General features: G+C 59.3%; 20 protein-coding genes. 5 read left to right on the forward strand and 15 right to left on the reverse strand.

The window, feature by feature from the left end; translation table 11 throughout:
• Positions 1–132: 132 nt before the first annotated feature.
• From ACGLWX_RS03380 to ACGLWX_RS03405, 6 genes are all read right to left on the reverse strand, one after another.
• Positions 133–762 carry a LuxR C-terminal-related transcriptional regulator gene (locus tag ACGLWX_RS03380; RefSeq protein WP_396237334.1) on the reverse strand — a complete coding sequence of 210 codons (630 nt, stop codon included), beginning with the start codon at positions 760–762 and terminating at the stop codon, positions 133–135.
• Positions 762–2,189, reverse strand: a complete 1,428-nt coding sequence (locus tag ACGLWX_RS03385; protein WP_396237336.1) for an HlyD family type I secretion periplasmic adaptor subunit — start codon at positions 2,187–2,189, stop codon at positions 762–764. Before ACGLWX_RS03385 ends, ACGLWX_RS03380 begins: the two co-directional genes overlap by 1 nt.
• Complete coding sequence (locus ACGLWX_RS03390; RefSeq protein WP_396237338.1) at positions 2,189–4,357, reverse strand: type I secretion system permease/ATPase; 2,169 nt, start codon at positions 4,355–4,357, stop codon at positions 2,189–2,191. Before ACGLWX_RS03390 ends, ACGLWX_RS03385 begins: the two co-directional genes overlap by 1 nt.
• A 318-nt stretch (positions 4,358–4,675) precedes the next feature.
• Complete coding sequence (locus tag ACGLWX_RS03395; protein ID WP_396237340.1) at positions 4,676–6,172, reverse strand: TolC family outer membrane protein; 1,497 nt, start codon at positions 6,170–6,172, stop codon at positions 4,676–4,678.
• Between the two features lie 285 nt (positions 6,173–6,457).
• A complete protein-coding gene (locus ACGLWX_RS03400) occupies positions 6,458–7,333 on the reverse strand; it encodes a DMT family transporter (RefSeq protein ID WP_396237342.1) in 876 nt (291 codons plus the stop codon).
• The gene (locus ACGLWX_RS03405; RefSeq protein ID WP_396237344.1) at positions 7,330–7,599 is read right to left on the reverse strand and encodes a SelT/SelW/SelH family protein; all 270 of its coding nucleotides are present in this window, start codon (positions 7,597–7,599) and stop codon (positions 7,330–7,332) included. Before ACGLWX_RS03405 ends, ACGLWX_RS03400 begins: the two co-directional genes overlap by 4 nt.
• A gap of 80 nt (positions 7,600–7,679) precedes the next feature.
• Between ACGLWX_RS03405 and ACGLWX_RS03410 the strand changes: the two genes are divergently transcribed.
• From ACGLWX_RS03410 to ettA, 4 genes are all read left to right on the forward strand, one after another.
• Positions 7,680–8,993 (forward strand): MFS transporter, encoded by a 1,314-nt coding sequence (locus tag ACGLWX_RS03410; protein WP_396237346.1) that lies wholly within the window; start codon positions 7,680–7,682, stop codon positions 8,991–8,993.
• A gap of 155 nt (positions 8,994–9,148) precedes the next feature.
• Complete coding sequence (locus ACGLWX_RS03415; RefSeq protein WP_396237348.1) at positions 9,149–9,583, forward strand: PAS domain-containing protein; 435 nt, start codon at positions 9,149–9,151, stop codon at positions 9,581–9,583.
• Positions 9,584–9,731: 148 nt separating this feature from the next.
• Complete coding sequence (locus ACGLWX_RS03420) at positions 9,732–9,944, forward strand: PA3496 family putative envelope integrity protein (RefSeq protein ID WP_396237350.1); 213 nt, start codon at positions 9,732–9,734, stop codon at positions 9,942–9,944.
• A gap of 189 nt (positions 9,945–10,133) precedes the next feature.
• On the forward strand, positions 10,134–11,795 hold the full coding sequence (gene ettA, locus ACGLWX_RS03425) for an energy-dependent translational throttle protein EttA (protein WP_396237352.1): 1,662 nt from the start codon (positions 10,134–10,136) through the stop codon (positions 11,793–11,795).
• Positions 11,796–11,920: 125 nt separating this feature from the next.
• Here the strand turns inward: ettA and ACGLWX_RS03430 are convergent, their stop codons facing one another.
• The 6 genes from ACGLWX_RS03430 to phaR all read right to left on the reverse strand — a co-directional run bounded on the left by ACGLWX_RS03430 (position 11,921) and on the right by phaR (position 16,245).
• A complete protein-coding gene (locus tag ACGLWX_RS03430; protein WP_396237354.1) occupies positions 11,921–12,565 on the reverse strand; it encodes a demethoxyubiquinone hydroxylase family protein in 645 nt (214 codons plus the stop codon).
• Positions 12,566–12,596: 31 nt separating this feature from the next.
• Positions 12,597–12,938 (reverse strand): histidine triad nucleotide-binding protein, encoded by a 342-nt coding sequence (locus ACGLWX_RS03435; RefSeq protein ID WP_263584548.1) that lies wholly within the window; start codon positions 12,936–12,938, stop codon positions 12,597–12,599.
• Between the two features lie 87 nt (positions 12,939–13,025).
• Positions 13,026–13,898 carry a phosphoribulokinase gene (locus ACGLWX_RS03440; RefSeq protein WP_252107260.1) on the reverse strand — a complete coding sequence of 291 codons (873 nt, stop codon included), beginning with the start codon at positions 13,896–13,898 and terminating at the stop codon, positions 13,026–13,028.
• The gene (locus tag ACGLWX_RS03445; RefSeq protein ID WP_396237356.1) at positions 13,898–14,335 is read right to left on the reverse strand and encodes an acyl-CoA thioesterase; all 438 of its coding nucleotides are present in this window, start codon (positions 14,333–14,335) and stop codon (positions 13,898–13,900) included. The genes ACGLWX_RS03440 and ACGLWX_RS03445 overlap by 1 nt, the downstream gene beginning before the upstream one ends.
• Positions 14,336–14,390: 55 nt before the next feature.
• Positions 14,391–15,683 (reverse strand): phosphoribosylamine--glycine ligase, encoded by a 1,293-nt coding sequence (gene purD / locus ACGLWX_RS03450; protein WP_396237358.1) that lies wholly within the window; start codon positions 15,681–15,683, stop codon positions 14,391–14,393.
• A 91-nt stretch (positions 15,684–15,774) separates the two neighbouring features.
• On the reverse strand, positions 15,775–16,245 hold the full coding sequence (phaR, locus tag ACGLWX_RS03455; protein WP_396237360.1) for a polyhydroxyalkanoate synthesis repressor PhaR: 471 nt from the start codon (positions 16,243–16,245) through the stop codon (positions 15,775–15,777).
• Between the two features lie 131 nt (positions 16,246–16,376).
• Between phaR and ACGLWX_RS03460 the strand changes: the two genes are divergently transcribed.
• Entirely contained in the window at positions 16,377–17,090 is a 714-nt protein-coding gene (locus ACGLWX_RS03460) for a 16S rRNA (uracil(1498)-N(3))-methyltransferase (protein WP_396237362.1), read from the forward strand.
• A gap of 38 nt (positions 17,091–17,128) precedes the next feature.
• Here ACGLWX_RS03460 and ACGLWX_RS03465 read toward each other — a convergent pair whose 3' ends face one another.
• From ACGLWX_RS03465 to ACGLWX_RS03475, 3 genes are all read right to left on the reverse strand, one after another.
• Positions 17,129–17,686, reverse strand: a complete 558-nt coding sequence (locus tag ACGLWX_RS03465; RefSeq protein WP_396237364.1) for an ATP-dependent zinc protease — start codon at positions 17,684–17,686, stop codon at positions 17,129–17,131.
• A gap of 52 nt (positions 17,687–17,738) precedes the next feature.
• On the reverse strand, positions 17,739–18,992 hold the full coding sequence (locus tag ACGLWX_RS03470) for a lytic murein transglycosylase (RefSeq protein ID WP_396237366.1): 1,254 nt from the start codon (positions 18,990–18,992) through the stop codon (positions 17,739–17,741).
• A gap of 100 nt (positions 18,993–19,092) precedes the next feature.
• A complete protein-coding gene (locus tag ACGLWX_RS03475; RefSeq protein WP_396237368.1) occupies positions 19,093–20,685 on the reverse strand; it encodes a DASH family cryptochrome in 1,593 nt (530 codons plus the stop codon).
• Positions 20,686–20,968 lie beyond the last annotated feature (283 nt).

Genomic DNA, 20,968 nt, shown 5'->3' on the forward strand with positions numbered 1-20,968 from the left:
GCGCGAATAAAAAAAGCGGCTTATAGCGCAATAGTAAGGCATTTGGCGAATGCCCCCTATTGTACTGAAGGACAGTAAAGTAATGTAACTCGGCACTCGTAAAACGGTGGCGCCGCGTGCGGATATATTAATTCAGGAAATACGTTTTTCGGCGTCGGACGAAATCTTCAAAATTAGCTGCAGACGATCGCGCACCGCCAACTTCTTGAAGATGGCACTGAGATGGGCTTTCACCGTGCGCTCGGTAATCGAAAGCTCTCGGGCGACTTCCTTGTTGGCGGCCCCGCGGGCAACGGCCAACGCCACCGCGCGCTCACGTTCGGTCAGCGTTGCAAAAGATTGCGGCCCATGAAAAGTGGTCTCGCTGCCGCTTCGCTGCTGAAGCGCCTGAACGGAACCAGTAAGCACGCGGGACAATAACGACTGCCCCACCCAAACGCCCTGGTTGGTAACAACGAGCGCGATCTGCTTGAGCACCTCGGGCGCAGAAAACGTATGAGTGTAGCCACGCGCGCCCAAATCCAGCGCCAAAAGCGCCTCTCGGTCGTTGGGCGCGTAACTCATGACGACTACATTCGCGCCCTGACGACTGATCGCTTTGGTTTGTTCTCGCCAGTCGCTAACGGTCGTAGTGATCCACACCACGTCGCCGGCTCCTGGGTTTTCGATCGTCTGGCCAGAGGTAATCGCTAGCGCATCCGGCAGAGCGTCTTGCCAGCGCGCCTTTAAGCTTCCATCGTTGGTTATAAAAACATGTTTCATTAGCGCTCTCCCAATGAGTCACGCCACGCTCTTAAAACGGGCTTTAGCAGAAACTGCATGACCGTACGCTTACCCGTCACGATATCGACCTGCGCCGTCATACCCGGAATGACCTGAAGCCCTTCGGTGGCGCTCTCGTCCTGCAGGCTACGTACACGCACCAAGTAAAACGTGTTGCCATCATCGTCGGTGATCGTATCGGCACTGATGTGCTCGAGCTCCGCCTGCAGACCGCCGTAAATGGCGTAGTCGTAAGCGGTGAGTTTAATGGTGGACGCCTGTCCCGGATGAAGGAACGCGATATCCTGGGGCGCGATCCGTGCCTCGACCAATAGTTGATCATCACTTGGTATAATTTCGATCACTTCCTGACCGGGCTGCGCCACGCCGCCGATTGTGTTGATGTGAATGCGCTGAATGACGCCGTCCACCGGGGAGCGGATTTCGGTCAGGCGCACCCGATCCTGCAGACCGGTCCCGGACTGCTGAAGCGCGTTTAGATCGCCTACCGCTTGGGCGAGATTACCCCGCCATTCGTTTCGTCGCTCGGCGCTTTGCTCGCGAAGTTGAGTCTGCGACTCTTCGACGGCTGCCTGCAGTCGAGACACTGCGGCATCGGCCTGGTTGCGATCGCCACTCGCACGGGAAACCTCACGCTGAAGGCGCAGTACTTCGACCTCGGATACCGCGCCGGACGCCAGAAGTGGCCGAGTCAGGTTCAACTCCTGGCTGGCCATACTGGCTTCACGCGCCGCCGTATCGCGCCGCGCCTGAGCCTCCCTGAGTTCCTCCTGGCGCTGGCGAACGCGATCCTCGAGCACGTTCTCCTGCTCGCGAAGCTCCTCCAAACTGCTCTCGTAGGCCTCGCGCTCCTGCATCACGATATGCGGCACTTCCTGGCGAAGCTCTTCCGAGGGCTCGAACTCGGTGCCGGTCGCCAGCGCCCGCAGACGCTCGGCGCGTGCTTCCAAGGCGTAGCGCTGAGCACGGTTCTCGCGAAAATCGGAGACGAAGCGCGTGGGGTCGATCTGCATCAGCACTTCTCCCTGGCTTACGACCTGACCCTCGCGCACGTTGATCTCTTCGATCACACCGCCATCGAAAGACTGAATGCGTTGAAGGTGGCTTGCCGGAATCACGCGCCCGCTACCGCGCGTTACCTCGTCGATGGGTGCGAAATAGGCCCAGACGAGGACGGCAATGAAGGCCAGCAAGGTCACGTACAAAAACAGCCGTGCGCGGATGGGCTCCTGCTGCATGCGCGCCCAGTCGGTGTCGCTGGCCCAATCGCGGTTGAGATGAGCCGAACTCACCCGGCGCGCAAACAGTCGGTCCATAAACGGTCGAAACGGCTTTTGCCCCTTTTCGGAAAACCGGCCGATGGCCTCGAACCCTTTTTGTTCGCTGGTGGAGGATTTCTTCGCCATTACGATGCCCTCCCGATCTGGCCGTTACGCAGCGCCTCAACCACGCTATCGCGCGGCCCATCGGCGACCACCTTGCCCGCATCCATGACGATGATGCGATCAACGAGGGATAGAAGAGACGTGCGGTGAGTAACGATCAGCATGGTTTTACCTTCACCGATACGGGTCAGGTTCGCCTTGAAAGCCTCTTCGCTGGCGTTATCCATCGCACTGGTCGGCTCATCGAGCAACAGTACCGGCGGATCCTGTACCACCGCCCTGGCAATCGCGACCGCCTGCTTCTGGCCACCGGATAGCGCCTGCCCGCGCTCACCTACCTGCAGATCGACTCCCTTGGGGTGACTATTCACCAGCGTTTCCAGCCCGGCGATCTTGATCGCTCGCAGCAGCGCGTGGTCATCCACATGATCGCTTCCACCGCCGGCTACGATATTGTCACGGAGCGAGCCGGAAAACAGGCTGACCTCCTGAGGCACGTAGCCCAAATGGCGCCGCAGTTGAAGCGGATCCAACTGACGAATATCCACGCCGTCGAGCATGACAGCGCCGGCGCTGGGCTGATAGAAGCCCAGCAGCAGCTTGTTGAGTGAGGATTTGCCGCAGCCGACGCGCCCCAAAAGCGCGACCTTCTCGCCTTCCTTGATGGTAATAGAGACATCGCGCAGCGCATCGCGCTCCTCGTTTGGGTAGCGCAGCGTGACTTTGTCGAGCTCCAAATGGCCGGTCACACTGGGCTTTTCCACGTAGGCCTTGCCTTCGTGGCGCTCCTCTTTTTTCTCCATGACGCGGTTGAGCCCTTCAAGCGCCGTAGAAGATTGGTGATACTGGGCCAACAGAGCAGCGGCCTGGCTGACCGGCGCCATCGCGCGTGACGAAAGCATATAGCAAGCGATCAGTCCGCCCTGAGTCAGATTGCCCTGAACGATTTGATAAACCCCAACGATGATGACACAGACCGCCACGCTGTTTTGCGCCCAGAGAGCAACGCTCGACACCGAGGAGCTCACCAGTTTGAGCTGTGCGCTGGTACGCGAAAGAAACGCCGTGGCTTTTTCCCAATGACGCTGAATGCGGCTCTCCGCACGCAGCGCCTTGACGTTTTCGAGCTGGGAAACCGACTCGACCAGCAGCGCATTACGCTGAGCACCAACCTCCCAAGTGGTTTCGGAAAGCTCGTGCAGCTTGCCTTGGGCGGCGAGCGCGTAGAGCAGCACGAAAAGAATCCCCACGATGACCGGCAGTACCAGCCACGGGTTGATCAGCGCGATGATCCCCGCGAACAGCAGCACGAATGGCAGATCGACGATCCCGACGATAGTGGCCGATCCAATGAAAGCGCGTACCGATTCGAACGATTGAAGCGTCGAGGTAAACGACCCGGTGGAGGCCGGACGCTCTTCCATGCGCATGCCCAGCACCTTGCTCATGATCGAGGACGACAGCTTGACGTCCGCACGGCTGGCGGCAAGGTCCACGAAACCGCTGCGCATCAAACGAAGAACCAGATCGAAACAAAGTACGATGAAAACACCGGCCGCCATGACCCAAAGGGTTTCGGTCGCCTGGTTGGGCACAACGCGGTCATAAACATTGAGTACGAACAGCGGCATGGCCAGTGCGAAAATATTAATCGCAATCGATCCGCTGATGATATCGCGGTAAAGCCGGCGATTTTCCTTGATGACGCCCCAGAACCAGTGCTGGCCGCGCTTTTTCGCGACGCCGGGTTCGGAGGCGTTGTCAGCCTGAAACCGTGGACGGACGTAGATCGCCTCACCGCTATAGCCGCCGTTGAGCTCATCGAGCGCCACCTCGACGGCAGACTCGGAAAGCTCGGGAAAAATGACGCGCGCTTTTTGCTGCTTTGTATCCAGCCCCAGCAGCACGCAGGCTCGTCCCGGCTCCAGTAAAAGTACCGCTGGAAAAAGCGACGGATTGAGGCCCAACAGCGGGCTTTTGACGATACGCGCAGTGAGTCCGGCACGATGGGCCGCCCGGCCAAACACCGACGGGGTCAAATTGCCTTTTTCAAGCGGTAGCCCCGCCTTTAGCGCCTCTGGGGATACCTCGTGCTGGTGGTAAGAAGCAATCGCTTTTAGACATTCGAGAAGCTCGTCGTCCGTGCGTTCGCGGGTAGGGGTAGAGACGACCTGTTTATCCTGAGCCACTAAAACCTGATCTCCTGTCCGTCGGCTGCCGCAAGCATCGAATCGTTCGGTGCCGATGGACCCAACCGACCGTTGCAAAACCTTCGCCGCAACGTATTCAAGCCGAAAATTTCGGTATATTTAATACCATCGGCCGCCGGGCAATAAGCTTGATACAGCGGTATAAAATACCTATTTGACTAAACGAAAGGCTGATCCTCGTGAGCATTACGCGTCTGTAAGCGCCGGACCTTCTCCCCACGCCCCGCCACCCAAATGGCAGGCGAGGCGAAAGGTACACACAGGCACGAGAAAAGAGCGCCTGACCCGAGTCCGAGCTCAATATGCGGGAGTAGCCATCGGGTCGTCAGAGATCGCCGGCTCGGAGTAGGCCGCCGCGCCAGGAGAAGCCTGAGGCGCCGGAGGTACCGAGATACCACGGGTAAAGTCCTCCAGCGTAAACCCACGTGGGCCGTCGAGGGCGCAGGTTTCGGCGGAACTCAAGGTAGCACCGTCATAACCAAGCTCATCAAGGCTTGGGATATCTTCGCGCGTCACGTTGAGCGCTGGCATCAGCTGGCCCATGGACGCCAGGGTACGCGCTTGGGCGAGCGTCAGGTCGAATTCGGCATTGGCGTAGGCGCGGCTAGCCTCGAAATACTCGTTTTCACTGTCGAGCACGTCCAGCAGGGTGCGCTGGCCAATATCGAACTGCTGCTGATAGGCGCCGCGTACACGGTCGATGGACTGACGGTGCTCGTTGAGGTAGTTAAGCTGCTCGCGGATACGCTGGGTATCGTTGTAGGCAATTTGCGTGGTCTGGCGCACGTTGGTACAGGCCAGCTCGCGCTGGCTCTGCGCCTGCTCGATACGTGAAGCGGCCGCGTTAAAGCTTGCCAGATCAGAGCCGCCGCGATACAGGTTCATGCTCGCTACAAGCTGAATACTGTGCTGGTCGGTACGCCCAACGATCGTACTGTCTTCATTGTTGGTGCCCGTACGGCCCTGGATATCCAAACGCGGCATGAAACCGGCGCGAGCGCTCTCCTGCTCGGCGCGGGCCACAGCGATGTTTTCGATTGCGGCCTGGAAATCCGGATTGCCTTCGAACGCCATTCTCACGGCCTGGGCCACATCAGCGGGTACGTTGGCCTCAAGCGACGGCGCCGGCGCCATGTTTTGCGCGGGCAGTTGGCCCACGATGCGCTGATAGCGCGCCGTCACATCGTGAAGATTCGACGCCTCGGTCATCAGGTTCGACTCAGCCAGCGCCAGGCGACCGCTAATTTGTTCGAGATCGACTCCGCGGCCAGCGCCGGAAAGCGTGCGCTCCTCGATTTGACCGAACACGCGCTGATGCTGGGCATAGTTGTCCTGGGCCAAACGCACCATTTCGCGGTAGCGAAGTACGTCGAGGTAGGTACGAAACGCTTCCAGCGCGACTTCTTCACTCGTCCCCAAGAGCTGGAAATAGGCCACCAGACGAGCGCGATCCAAACGCTCGACGTCGCTGCGCGTTGCGAAACCGTCGAACACCATTTGATTCAGCGTTAGTTCGGCAAAGTCGGAATTATAGCTTCCCCGACCGTCGTTGCTTTGATCCTGAACTCCTACTCCAGCGCGCACATCGATGGTGGGCAGATAACCGCCCTGCGCGGCACGAATGTCGCTGCCCGAGGCGTCGAAATTTGCCCAAGCAGCATTGACCTCAGGGTTGGTGATGATGGTTTGCTGAATGGCGCTTGTCAGGTCGGTCGAGCCTGGTGAGTAGAGAGTAGCTGGCAGAGACTGAGCCAATGCGGAGAGCGGTAGGCAAGCCATGGTCGTTATGGTCAAGGGACGAATCGCCCGCGCAGAGAAGAAATGCTTAAGTTTGTTTGTAACGTTGTCTTTCATATCCATGAATCCCCAATGAGCGTTCCACTCGAACGTTGAAACCACGACAGCCCTTGCCGCTTGGTTTCTACACCGACCCAAATGCTGAGCTCGCTTTTAAAGCCAAGTGTCAAGAATTACTTCCCAACTTTGCTGAATTTAAGTAAATAAGCGTTAGACGCAAGCCATCAAAACAAAAGTCACAAATATTTACAATTAAGAACTACAAAACCCCTACGGCTTTTTTCATGCTTTTTTGTGGCTGGGTAGTTGCTGCAGCGCTAACCCGATCAAAATTAAGGCAAGTCCCGTAAAGGTAGAAACCAAAAGCGGCTCGCCCACCACAAAATGCAGTAGGAAAAGCGAGACCGGCGGCGATAGAAAAATCAGGTTAGTGACGCGCGATGCGCGCGATACGCGATGGATCGCCAACTGCCACAAGATGAACGCGATACCCATCTCGAACAGCCCAACGTAAACGCCAGCGCTTAGTGCAGCAAGACCGTGCCATGTGATCCCCGGGCCTAAAAGTAGTAGGAATGTCAGTATTGGCAAGCCTACGGAGAAATTTTGCCACTGCCCTACCAGCGGCTCGCGCGCATCGCGCGTGTTGAGCAGCCAGTAGAGAGCCCAGATAAGCGTCGACCCCAGCGCCAGCGCCACACCCAATGGATCCTCGAAGGCGACATCGAACACCTGCCCTCGTGTGGCGATCACCCACACCCCGGCGTAGGCCACGCACCCGGCGGCAAAATCAGTCACGGACAATCGCTGACCCAAAAGAGGAACGGCGAGCAGCGCCATAGTCAGCCCCCAGGTATAGTTGAGCGCCATGGCTTCCTGGCCCGGCAGGCGGTCATAAGCGGCGAACAGCACGAGATAATACGCTACCGGGTTCATTAATCCCGCCCAGGCTGCCGTTCTCCACCCGCTTGCCGCCTGCCGAAAAAGCCCGCGCTTGATGACTAGCGCCCCCATCAATAGCCAGGAGACCAGCGTGGCGATCCACATCAGCTCCAGCGGGCTCATGAATCCGAGTGCCACCTTGAACGCCGTGGCCACGGTGGACCAGAGCGCTACGGCGCCTACCCCACAAGCAATGGCGTTTCGGTCCTGACTCATCGGTCAATATGCCCAAGATTATGGTCGGGGCTTACGATGTCGCGCACGCGCTTTTTGAGCTCCTTACTGTCCGGAAAGCCGCCGTCGCGCTTTCGCTCCCATAAAAGCGTATCGTTGCACCAGATTTCAAACGTGCCGCCGTGCGAAGGCGAAAGCGCAACCTCGTCCAACTGCTCGCCGAAGGTCGACAGCAGCTCCTGGGCATACCAGGCGCTGCGTAAAAGCCACTGGCACTGAGTGCAGTAACGAATGTTGATGCGAGACATGAAGTAACCCTTTGAGCTTTGACAAACTGCAATTAACCGCCATTCTGTCACCCTGATTCAACAACTTCCAAGGAATCGAGATGGTCGAGTCGCCCATTTCCCAGACCCGCCTGTTCGAACGGCTGACCGGTGATGACGATAGCCGAATGTGCGACGACATTCCGGAGCAGGCGTGCAAGGAGCAACCGCGCAACTTCTTCTTGCATCTATTTGCCGCGCTGGGTAACAAGCTCGCCGACGAGCTCTCCAGCGCTCGACTGGTGCTGCCTTGGCTGATGGGACTGATCGGCGCGCCGGTTTGGATGGTGGGATTGCTGGTACCGATTCGCGAAGCCGGCGCCCTGCTACCCCAGATTTTCGTGGCCGGTTTCATTCGCCCGAAACCCCAGCGCAAATGGGTCTGGGTCGCCGGCGCCCTGCTACAAGCGATCTGCGCCGGCTGTTTGGCCTTACTGGCACTGTGGGGTGAAAGCACGTTTGGCGGTGCGCTGGCGCTGGCGGCACTGGCGCTGCTTTCGCTTTCGCGAGGCGTCTCCTCCATCGCCACCAAGGACGTGATGGGTAAGACGGTCGCCAAGCGCCGCCGCGGAACGTTAATGGGTTACAGCGGCAGCATCGCTGGCGCAGCCACGCTGGCGGCGGGCGGCGTACTGGTATTGATGGGCGACCGCCCGGGCGAATGGGTGCTGGCGGCGCTTTTGGGCGTGGCCGCGCTCGGCTGGTTGCTCAACGCGTTTTGCGTGGCGCGCATCAAGGAGGAGCCCGGCGCGGTCGAAGGCGGGGAAAACGCTTGGAGCAGCATCAAGACGGGGGTATCGCTGCTCAAAAGCGATCGCGCCTTTTTACACTTCAACGTGTCGCGGGCGCTGTTACTCTCGAGCGCTCTAGCGCTTCCTTACCTTGCGCTGCTTGGCCAGCAGCAAAGCGGCGATGATCTGAGCAATCTTGGGCTACTAGTGGTGGTGTCAGGGCTTGCCGCCATGGTCGCAAGCCCGATATGGGGTAAACTGGCCGACCAGTCCAGTCGCCGTGTCATGTGCTACGCCGCGCTGGGTACGACGGCTTGCTGCGCAGTAGGCGCAAGCCTGGTCGGACTACCCGGTGAATGGGCGCAAAGCGTCGTGCCTTACGCACTGGTGTACGCGCTTTTGACGATTGTCCACCACGGCGTGCGTCTGGGTCGCAAGACGTATCTGGTCGACATAGCGACTCAGGATAACCGGGCGCTTTATGTGGCGCTTTCCAACACGCTGACGGGTATCCTGATGCTGGCCGTGGGCGGGCTGGTGGGTGCACTATCGCAGTGGCTGGGCAGCGCCTGGCTTTTGCTGATACTGGCGATGACGGCCTTTTTTGCGCTACTCAGCGCTTATCAATTGCCTGAAGTGGAGTAACCACGCGTGCAAGTGCGTGGAACGAACGAGATAATTTGCCAGCGTGTACGTTGCTGCCTATGTTAATGCTGGTTGAAGTGTTTATACACCGTTGTCGTCCGTGCTGATGCACAGCGCCTGGCAACGGATGAGCGACAAGCAACAGGAACCCTTTTATGAAACGATCTCCTCTCATCAACCCCGAACTCCTCGAACGGATCGTAGACGCCTCTGACGACGGTATCGTCGTATCCGAACAGGAAGGCGATGAAAACATTCTCATCTACGTCAATAAAGGGTTTGAACGCTTGACCGGCTATACCGCCGACGAAATTCTTTATCGCGACTGCCGTTTCCTTCAAAACGATGATCGTGACCAGGACGCCCTCGATAATATTCGTGAAGCGATCAGTAGCGGCCGCCCTTCCCGCGAAGTGCTCCGAAACTATCGCAAGGATGGCACCATGTTCTGGAACGAGCTCTCCATCACACCGGTATACGATGAAAGCGATAACCTGATGTACTGCGTTGGCGTACAAAAGGACGTGACCGAGCGCGTCGAGGCACAGATCGCCCTTGGTGAGCTTCAAAAAAAGCACGAAAGCGCCTGATCGCCCCCACCGACATTTAAAGCTTGAACTTCGACCCAAGCGGCGCTATATAGCGCCTAAGCGCAAACGTCGCGCCTGGGCGCTTAGCCAAATGACAACGCTAAGCCGTTACAATGCCGGTGCGCCGGCTTGGGTTGGAGGGCCTCTCATGAGCCGTGACCCCCTGAATCGCGATTCCTTCGCCGCCTCGATACTCGACGCCGATGAATTCGAAAACCTCGACGCGGTCAACGACGACTCCTATAGCAAGCAAAAAGCCAGCAAGTCCGATACCCTGCGTGCCCGCCGCCAAGTGGAAGCGTGGCTCGAGGAGCGAAGCCTCAAACGCGCCATCGAGGACGATTGGGACGAAGAAGAGTAGCGGTTAACGACGCCTCTTTTAACGCGCTTTGTTTAACGCGCTTTGCCGTAAGTCTTGGGCTTGCCGGTTCCGCCGCCTTTACTGATGACTCGCAACGGCGGCTCGCTTTCTGGCCTTTGCGCGTTCTGGGCACTATCATCTAGGCCCACGTCGCTTCTGACACCACTCTCAACAACCTAACGGATTTCCATGGCGCAATACGTATTCACCATGAACCGGGTTGGCAAGGTCGTGCCGCCCAAAAAGCAAATTCTCAAGGACATCTCCCTGTCGTTCTTCCCCGGCGCCAAGATCGGCGTGCTGGGTCTCAACGGCGCGGGTAAGTCCACACTGCTGCGCATCATGGCCGGTGTCGATACGGAGTTTGAAGGTGAAGCTCGCCCGATGCCCGGCATCAACGTGGGCTACTTGCCCCAGGAACCGCAGCTGGACGATGAGAAAAACGTTCGCGAGACCGTCGAAGAGGCGCTGGGTGAACTAAAGGCCGCTCAGGAGAAGCTCGACGCGGTCTACGCCGCCTATGCCGAACCGGATGCGGATTTCGACGCGCTGGCAAGCGAGCAGGCGCGCCTTGAAAATATCATCGAAGCCGCCGACGCCCACAACATCGAGCGCAAGCTCGAGGTCGCCGCCGACGCGCTGCGCCTGCCGCCCTGGGATGCCCAGGTCGGAAATCTTTCCGGGGGCGAGCGCCGCCGCGTTGCGCTTTGCCGGCTGCTGCTGTCGAACCCGGACATGCTGCTGCTCGATGAGCCGACCAACCACCTGGACGCCGAGTCCGTGGCGTGGCTCGAGCGCTTCTTGCATGACTACAGCGGCACCGTGGTCGCGATCACCCACGACCGCTACTTCCTCGACAACGTCGCTGGCTGGATTCTCGAGCTCGACCGCGGCCAGGGGATTCCCTTCGAGGGCAACTACTCGCAGTGGCTGGAGCAAAAAGAGCAGCGCCTGACCCAGGAAGCCAAGCAGGAAGCTTCGCGTCAAAAGGCGATCAAGCAGGAGCTCGAGTGGGTACGCAGCAACACCAAGGGCCGCCAGGCCAAGAGCAAGGCGCGCCTCAATCGCTTCGAGGAGATGCAGTCCGGCGATTTCCAAAAGCGCAACGAAACCAACGAAATCTACATTCCGCCGGGGCCGCGCCTGGGCGACAAGGTCATCGAATTCCATAACGTGACCAAGCGCTTTGATGACAAGCTGCTTTATCAGGATCTCTCCTTTAGCGTACCGCCCGGCGCCATCATCGGTATCGTCGGCGGCAACGGCGCGGGCAAGTCGACGCTGTTCAAGCTGGTGACCGGCAAGGAGCAGCCTGACGAAGGCGACGTAGTCATCGGCGACACCGTCGATATCGCCTACGTCGAGCAGCTGCGCGATGCCCTCGACGACAAGCAGACCGTATGGGAAGCGGTGTCCGGCGGTCAGGACATTCTCAATATCAACGGCTACGAAGTATCGTCGCGCGCCTACGTTGGCCGCTTCAACTTCAAGGGCAACGACCAGCAAAAACGCCTCGACGAGCTCTCTGGCGGCGAGCGCGGTCGCCTGCAGCTGGCGCAAACGCTCAAACAGGGTGCGAACGTGCTGCTGCTCGATGAGCCGTCAAACGACCTGGATATCGAGACTTTGCGCGCGCTGGAAGAGGCGCTGCTCGCCTTCCCAGGCTGCGCGATGGTGATCTCACACGACCGCTGGTTTTTGGACCGGATCGCCACCCACATCCTCGCGTTCGAAGGCGAGTCGGAAGTGGTCTTCTTCGACGGTAACTACACCGATTACGAAGAGGATCACAAAAAGCGGGTGGGCAACGATACTCCCAAACGCATGAAGTACAAGCGCATCGACGCCTAAGGCCGACCATGCAAAAAGCCCCTCGCGAGGGGCTTTTTTATGCGCGGTCGAACAACGGCTGAACACGACCGTTAAAGTTTCGAGCGCAGGCCTGGGTCTGGATACGCAGGCCTGAGTATACAGGCTCAGGTATAGCGCGCCTTTTTCAACGATGCCCCACCCAGCAGCCCCATCCCCCACTTGATCGGCGCGGGAAAACGCATGCCGCCGGCTTCCAGTGCCAGTTGCGCGTGGTGAGTATTATCCGATACGACCTGGCGCAGCAGCGTGCGTGAACGCTGGTCCTCCGTGGGTAGATAGTTCATCTGCTCGTTGGCCTGACGCCCGATGAGCTCCTTGGTCGCCGCGACCACGCCCAGCCCGAAGCGGTCATTGATCAGCCCGGTCACCATGCCAAGCCCTACTCCGGCGCCGTAGTAGACCGGCGTGAAGTAGCTGGTGCGGCTTTCGAGCTGCTCCAAGCGCTGCTGGCACCAGGCCAGATGATCGGTGGCTTCGCGCTGGGAGTGGTCGATCTGCTGACGCGCGCGGGGTAGCATGACCAGCCCCACCTGCCCTTGGCAAAGCCCCTGCACGCCGGCGGTCGCCACGTGCAGCACGCGCAGCGTGCTCGCCGCATGACGGCGCTCGAGCTCGCCAAGCTCCGACTCCGCCATACTAGCGGATGGATTGACCCGCTGCGCTCCACGGGTATTGGGAATCAGCGTGCGCAGGGCGCTATCGATGTGCGAAATAAAGCGATCCGAGCGGCTCAAGTGGCGTTCGCGCATCACGGTAACCTCGATTGTCCGACAGTCAGGCTCAGCCGGCCGGCCAGGTAAACTGGCGACCGCCCATCAAATGCATGTGAATATGATAGACCGTTTGGCCGCCCATGCCGTTACAGTTCATCACCACGCGATAGCCGTCCTCGGCAAAGCCCTGCTCTTTTGCCAGACGCGCCGCGGTGTACTGAAGCCGGCCGACCACGGCCAAGTGCTCGGGCTCGATATCGTTGAGCGTGGCGATATGCTGCTTGGGAATGATGAGCTGGTGGGTCGGCGCCTTGGGGTCGATATCGTTGAACGCCAGGACATGCTCGTCCTCATAAACGATATCGGCGGGGATTTCGCGGTTGATGATCTTGCAGAAAAGACATTCCATGGCGGGCTCCTGTTGAGTGAGACGACGACACTAAACGGTCGATGAAAGGCCAGAAGGGATGGCCCTTAACACCTGATACCTCCAGCCCTAGCGAAAGCGGCGCTGAGCGAGCAAATGGCGCACCAGCGGCGCCAGAATCAGCTCCATGGCCAGCGACAGCCTGGCGCCAGGGACGACCAGCGTGTGCGGTCGCGTCATGAAGGCATCCTTGATCATGGCCAGAAGCCAGGGAAAATCCACCGTGGAAGGGTCGCGAAAGCGAATCACCACGAAGGACTCCGCGTCCGTGGGAATGTCCTGCACCTCGAAGGGGTTGGAGGTATCCACGGTGGGCACGCGCTGAAAGTTGATGTGCGTACGCGAAAACTGCGGCTGGATATAGCGCACGTAGTCGTCCATGCGCCCAAGAATCGTATCGATCACCGCTTCCTGAGAATAGCCTCGAAGCTTGGTATCGCGGTCGATCTTTTGAATCCACTCGAGGTTCATGGTGGGGGCCACGCCGATCAAAAGATCCGCGTGGCGAGCGATGTCGTACTCCGGCGTTACGAGCCCGCCATGCAAGCCTTCATAAAAGAGCAGATCGGTGCCGCAGGGCAGCGGCTGCCACTCGGTGAAGGTACCCACGCGGTAGCCGGCTTCGATCTTCTGCTTGTCCTCGGCATGGATGTAGTGACGAAACGTGCCCGAGCCGTGCTCGCCGTACTCGGCAAAAAGCCCTTCGAGCCGGTCGAGCAGGTTGGCCTCGACGGCGAAGTGGGAAAGCTCGTCCTTGCGCTCCGGCTCTTCGCGAAAAATGCGCTGCAAATCCTCGCGGGTATAGCGGTGAAAGGCATCGCCGTCCACGACCGCGGCGTGCACGTCCTCACGCAAAAACATACGCTCGAAGCTTCGTCGCACCGTAGTGGTGCCCGCCCCGGACGAGCCGGTCACGGCGATAATGGGATATTCACGTGACATCAGTCACCTCGAGCGGCGTCTAGCGCGCGGGTAAGCTCGGCGGGGATCGCCACGGGCTTGCGCGCCGTCGTATCGATCAATAAAAGCGTAACACGCGCCGTCGCCACCGGTTCCTGGCGATGATTCAATATTCGGTGATACACCACCAGCGCTTTGCCCTCGGGGTCGGGCACCGCGGTTTCGATGACGAGCTCATCGGGAAAGCGCGCTTCGCGCTGAAACATTACGCTCAAATCCGCGACCACGCTTGGGTAGCCGCCCATGTCCCACTCCGGCCACGACAGCGCGGCAAACGCCTGCGCCCGCGCTTCCGCCAGCAGCGTCACTACGGCGTCATGGGCCAGGTGGCGCCCATAGTTCATGTCCGTGATGCGCACCGACAGGGCGTGGCGATGAACGATCATCGCCTCAGGGAATTCCAGCGTTACGCGCTCCATACCCGCCTCCCGGCCAAGCCATTAAGGAATAAGCCCTGGGTTAACAAGTCCCAGATTAAAGTGACTGCTCGCGAGCGATGGCCCGGTGCGCAATGTCGCGCCGGTACTCCGCGCCCGCCCAGCGTATTTTTTCTACGCCCAGATACGCTTGGGCCTGGGCCTCCAGCACGCTGTTGCCAAGCGCGGTCACACACAGCACGCGCCCGCCAGCGGTCACGGTGTGTCCGTCGTCATCTTGCGCGGTACCGGCGTGAAACACCTTGCAGCGCTGCGCTTCGGCCGCCGCCAAACCTTCGATGGTGTCGCCCTTTGAGTAGCTACCGGGATAGCCGCCGGCGGCCATGACCACCCCGACCGCGGCGCGGGAATCCCACTCGCAGGTAAGGCCGGCAAGCTCGCCCTGGGCGCCTGCCAGGCAGAGCGCGGCGAAATCGGAGGTCAGGCGCATCATGATCGGCTGAGTTTCCGGGTCGCCAAACCGGCAGTTGTACTCGATCACTTTGGGGTTGCCCGCCTCATCGATCATCAGCCCCGCGTACAAAAAGCCGGTGTAGGCGTTACCTTCGTCACGCATGCCGCGCACCGTGGGCAGTATCACCTGCTCCATGATGCTGGCATCGACCGCCGGGGTGACCACTGGCGCCGGCGAGTAGGCGCCCATACCGCCGGTATTGGGGCCGGTATCGCCATCGAAGGCGCGCTTGTGATCCTGGCTGGTCGCCATGGGAACGACGTTATCACCATCGACCATGACGATGAAGCTCGCCTCCTCGCCTTCGAGAAACTCCTCGATGACCACGCGGGCGCCAGCATCGCCAAAGGCGTTGGCTTCGAGCATATCGCGAATGGCGGCCTCAGCCTCGGTCTCACTCATCGCAACGATCACGCCCTTGCCCGCGGCCAGGCCATCGGCCTTGATCACGATCGGCGCGCCGACTTCCGCCAGATACTCAAGCGCCGCGTCCACCCGGGTAAAGGTCTGATAGGCCGCTGTGGGAATCTGGTGGCGGGCGAGAAAATCCTTGGTGAAGGATTTGGAGCCTTCGAGCTGAGCCGCTGCTTGGGTGGGCCCAAAGATGGCAAGCCCCGCTGCCTGAAAGCGGTCGACCACGCCCAGTACCAGCGGCGCCTCGGGGCCAACGACGGTCAGCCCAATGTTCTCGCGCTGGGCAAAGGCCAACAGCGCGTCGATATCGGTGGCGTCGATGGCCACGTTTTCAAGCGAAGGCTCAATGGCGGTGCCTGCATTGCCCGGCGCGACGAACACCTTCTCGACCAGGCTCGACTGCGCCAGTTTCCACGCCAGGGCGTGCTCGCGCCCGCCGCCACCTATCATCAAAACGTTCATGTCTTTCCTTCTCAAACGGGTGCGTTACCTGGGCGCATTATGACACACCTGTTCACCCGGTGGGCGGACCCGGCAATGCCTTTACTCATACTCACGAGCGCTTGCTATCGTCGTCTTCTTTTTGAGGCTCGGTCGGGTTGGGCTTGTTGAGTGCGCTTTGCCAAAAACGCATGTTCTCTTCGGCCAGCTCACGCATTAGCTCCATGGGCGAGTTCTTGAGCGCCTGCTGCCACTGGTTCTGCATGCGCTTTTGCTGTTGCAGCATCAGCTGCGTGCCCTGCTCCAGGTAGCGTGCCAGCGGCAGTGGAGACGACATATCGTAGACGCGAATCAGCTGGGCCAACAGGTCGTTGGAGAACACTTCGGCGTCACTGTCGGCCTGTTCCTGCTCGATGATGATCGACAGCAGGATCGTGCGCGTTAAGTCCTCACCGCTTTTGGCATCCTCGACGCGAAAAGGCTCTTCGTCGATAATCAACCGCCGCAGGTCTTCAAGCGTTACATAGCGGCTTTGCTGGGTATCGTACAGCCGCCGGTTGGCATATTTGCGAATCACGCGCACAGCGCATCTCCTTAAACGCGGTAAAGGCCTTGTAGCCGTTGCCCGTATTGTGCCTGCAACGCGCACGCATGCAAGCCGAGTCGGTCAACTCCGCCTTAGGCCCTTTCATTGACGAGTATTTAACGAACCTCATGAACCTGATACTACTGGCCCCCGACGAGCTCGACGCCGACCGCCGCGCCACCCTGACCGACACCCGACGTCTTGAGCACCTGATCCGCGTTCATCGGGCGAAGGTCGATGACATCTTCACCGTGGGCGTAATGGGCGGAGGTGTGGGCAGGGCGCGCCTGGCCGCACTAGATAATCAGCGCGCGGTGTTCGAGGTCCCCGTATTGACCCAGCCACCGCCCCCTGCACTTCCCGTGCACCTGGTGCTGGCACTGCCGCGCCCGCGCATGCTCGCGCGCACGCTCGAGCACGTGACCGCGCTGGGGGTAAAATCGCTGACGCTGCTGCATACCAACCGCGTCGAGAAAAGCTACTGGCAGTCGCCGGAGCTTCACCCGGATAAAATACGCCAGCATTTCATTTTGGGGCTGGAGCAAACCCAGGACACGATCCTCCCCGAGATCACCCTTTCAAAAGGGTTCAGGCCCTTTCTGGAAGATCAGCTTCCTGCACTACTAAGCGGCCGGCGTGGGCTGTTGGCCCACCCGGGCATGCCTAACGCCTGCCCGCGCGAGGTCGACGAGCCAACGCTTTTACTGGTTGGGCCCGAAGGCGGATTCATTGCCTGGGAAGTGGAAAAGCTGCGCGAAGCCGGTTGCGAGGGCATCCATCTGGGCCCTCGCATTTTGCGGGTCGAAACCGCGGTGACGGCGCTATTATCGAAGCTATTTTGATTCGCTCAAAGCGCTTTGATACGCCGGCGCGCTCGGGGTTAGTCCTGATCGTCTTCGGGGTCAAAGGCGACGTAGTCGGCGTCCTCTGAGCACTCAGGGTCTTGCAGGAAGGTATTTTCCACGTCGAGCAGGCCCAGATGGCTAATGGTGCGCCGCCCCAACAGCATCGGGTAGATCATCTCTTCACGGTCGCGGAGGCTAAACTGCTCTTCATAGACCGTGTTGCCCATGCAGATATCCAGCAGCACGACCGGGCGCTCGTCGCTGCCACCCGCGCCGCGAACGGTCTGCTCACGGTGAAGCGGGCGCTCAATTTCATCGCTAAAGGTTTCGCCGCTGCCCTGGTCCTCTAGCTGGAGACGAAAGCGCACCCACTCTTCGCCCTCTTTTTCGAAGGTTTCGATATCGCGCGCGTCCAGCGACGAGGTGAGCGCGCCGCTATCGAGCTTCGCCTTCACCGTGATGTCCCAGTGATCGATCACGGCGTTCTCGACCCAGCCGTAGACGTCGCGCTCGTCGGCCAATGTGGCGCTGCTCGCTACCAATGCGCCGGAAAGCGCGCATAGTCCCAGTACGTGTGAAAAAGCCTTGCTCATTGACAGTCATCCTTGATGAAAAAAACAGTGGCGTTCGTTGATGGATCGAGCGCTAACGAAGGCGCTCGAGCAGCGACTGCGTGGCGAAGCCATCCGGCGTCAACCCCTGGTCGCGCTGGAAGGCGCGCAGCCCGCTTTGCGTATTGGGCCCCATAATGCCATCCGGCGTGCCCACGGAATATCCGGCAGCATTTAGCCGCTGCTGAAGGCTTCTGACATCGTCGCGCGTCAATGGTGCCTCGTCGCGCGGCCAGTCTTGGGAAATGCCCGGCCGCCCGGCGATGGCGTCACCCAGCGTTGCCACGGCGAGCGCGTAGCTGGTGGCGTTGTTGTAACGCAGAATGGAGCGAAAGTTGGGGCCGACCAAAAAAGCGGGCCCCTGAGCGCCGGCGGGCACGATGATCGCGGCGCTGTCGAAGTTAGGAAGCTCCCCGCTGACAGCGCGTACGCCCTGACTGGCCCACTCGCGGGTCGAACGGCGCTCGGTCTGGGCGTAGTCGAAGTTTTCGGGCAGTACGACTTCGCGCCCCCAGGGCTCGCCCGGCTGCCAGTTGGCCTTCGCAAGATAGTTGGCGGTCGAGGCCATGACGTCGGGGATACTTCCCCAGATATCGCGATGTCCGTCGTTGTCGCCATCGACGGCGTAGGCTTCGAAACTTGAGGGAATGAACTGGGTGTGGCCCATGGCCCCGGCCCAGGAGCCTTTCATGCGTTCGGCGGTGATGTCGCCTTCATCGATGATGCGAAGCGCGGCCAGAAGCTCGCCTCGGGCGAAATCGCGGCGCCGGCCGTCGAAGGCCAGCGTAGCGAGCGACTCGAGCGTCGAAAAGTCGCCAAAGTTGCTGCCGTAGTTACTCTCGATTCCCCAGATCGCCACGATGATTTCGGCCGGTACGCCGAAGCGGCTCTGCATCTCGGCGGCGGTTTGACGGTGTGACTCGAGCTTTTCACGACCGTTACTGACGCGCGTATCGGATACGGCGGAGTCGAGATATTGCCAGATCGGGCGCACGAACTCGGGCTGGTAGCGGTCGAGCTCGATGACACGCTCGCGATAACGAATATTGTCGAAAGACGAGGCTAGTGTCACTTCGCTAACGCCTTGGCTTTTCGCGTAGCTTCGAAATTCGTCGCGCCACTGCTCGAAACTGGCAAAGCGAAGCTCTTCGGCACCGCGGGCGTCGACTTCGCTCATTAGCTCAAGGTTGGCGTAGGCGGGAGTGGCGAGCATCAGGCCCGCCGCGAGACTAATGGCACCGAGCTGAACGCCCCGATAGCCTGCAAACATACTGGTTTTCAACGACATGGTTTCAATCTCTTGGCTATCCCTGGCAGAGACTGATAATGGCCTGGAATCGCGTGGCTTGCCAGCGTGACAGCTTGAATCCATCAACGCGAATCAATCGCTACTCTTCGGCCTCTTCAATCTCCTCAATCGAGACTCTGGACGCCTGACGCGCGCTCTCAGAAGCGGACACCTTCGAGTCGTTACGCGCAATCTGGCGCTCCAGCGGGCTCTTGATCCGAATGGCATCATCGCCCTTATCGGCGCTATTGGCGGCAGGCTTATCCATCAGCCAGCGCTCCCACTCCTGGGGCTCGACACAGGGTGGGTCAAAGCTTTCCGGCGCGCTGCGCCAAGGCTGATGACGGTCGACTCCAAAATCGAGCTTGTCGAGCTCAGGAAGCCAGTGAGCTACATAAAGCCCTTTTGGATCGTACTGTTTGGCCTGCTTTAAAACGTTGAAATAGCGATCCTTTCGTCCATCGCGGCCGGTACCGGCGATATGGCTCCAGTTACCCCAGTTGTTGGCCGCGTCGTAATCGATCAAGCAGTGCTCGAACCACTGCGCTCCAAGGCGCCAATCGACCCCCAGATCCTTGACCAAAAAGCTTGCCACGTTTTGACGCGAACGGCTCGAAATCCAGCCGGTGTGGCTAAGCTCGTGCATGGCGGCGTCCACGAACGGCACGCCAGTTCTAGCTTCGCGCCAGCGGTCAAAATTTTCACACGGTTCCGGTAGCGTCTGCTCCCCAAACAGTTTGGGGCCTTCCACTTGTGCATTTCGGTGAAAATAATCGCGCCACATTAGCTCGAACACGATCCACTGGCTCGACTCGCAGGTTCCGTTGACCGCCTCCCAGGCCTTGACCTCTTCGTACACCTGCCGCGCGGAAAGGCAACCACAGGCAAGCCAGGGTGAAAATCGTGTTGAAAAGGTGTCACCTAGAAGACCATTGCGGGTCTTTTTGTAGGACCAAGCGCCGTTGAGCTGCCAAAAATAGTCGTGAAGTCGATCGCGCGCGGCGTCCTCACCGCCGATGAAATTGAATCCCTGGCGGTCATCGGGCTGCCAGAAAGCGCTCTCTTCACTCACTTTTTTAAGCGGTGGAAAACCACGCGAGGCGTTTTCAGGCCAGCAAGGCAAGGTATAGGGGGCTGCGAGCGCTTCGCCAAACGACCACTGTTTTTCGATCCGCTGGCGAAACGCCGAGAAGCTACCGGGCATTTCATCGAGCTCGAAAGGAAGCTCTTCACGATCGAAAAGATAACCGCTTTCAATACGCTCGAGCGTCGTTTCATCAGGCAGCGCATTGTCGATTTGATCGATCAATCGCGCCTCTTCGGCGGCCGAGTGCTCCATCGCCCGCACGCTACGCGCGCGGTATTGATTAGCAAGCTGTACAACTATTTTTGCCGGTTCACCGATACGCACAAGTAGATCGCTGCCGCGGTGTAGAAGCTCACCGCGAAGCGCCATTAGGCTTTGCCATAAAAACCGCAGCCGTGCAGGCCCCAACCGCGGCGTCGCTTCTCCGGGCAAAGCCGGCTCAAGCAGACGCTGGTCGAGCACGAAAAGACAGATAAGCTGATCGGGACGGGAGTCGAATCTCAATAACGGATTGTCTGATACCCTCAAGCTATTGTTTATCAAGACAATATCGGTAGTAGCTTGCATCAAGAGTCTCCTGGCGTACCTTGCTGGCTGGGTGTGCATGGGCGGAGTAACCGCTTAAGCGCTCCACATCAGCTGTGCGTCCATCCTCGATACGATATGAACGCGGGTATAGAACGCGGTCTTCGTAGGCTTTTAACCAACTCCAGGGCGCAGCAGTAACGGGTTTAAAAACGTTCACAGCGTAATAACTGAACACATTATCTTATACAATACAATTATTGTACATTAAATAACCAGCCTTTTTGCAAGCCGTTTTAGCCGAAAAAAGAAAAGCCGCCCTCAAAAAGGCGGCTTTTTTGATAACACAGGTTATTAAAATGCT

Source organism: Halomonas sp. HMF6819 (assembly GCF_044335525.1).
Classification (GTDB): domain Bacteria; phylum Pseudomonadota; class Gammaproteobacteria; order Pseudomonadales; family Halomonadaceae; genus Vreelandella.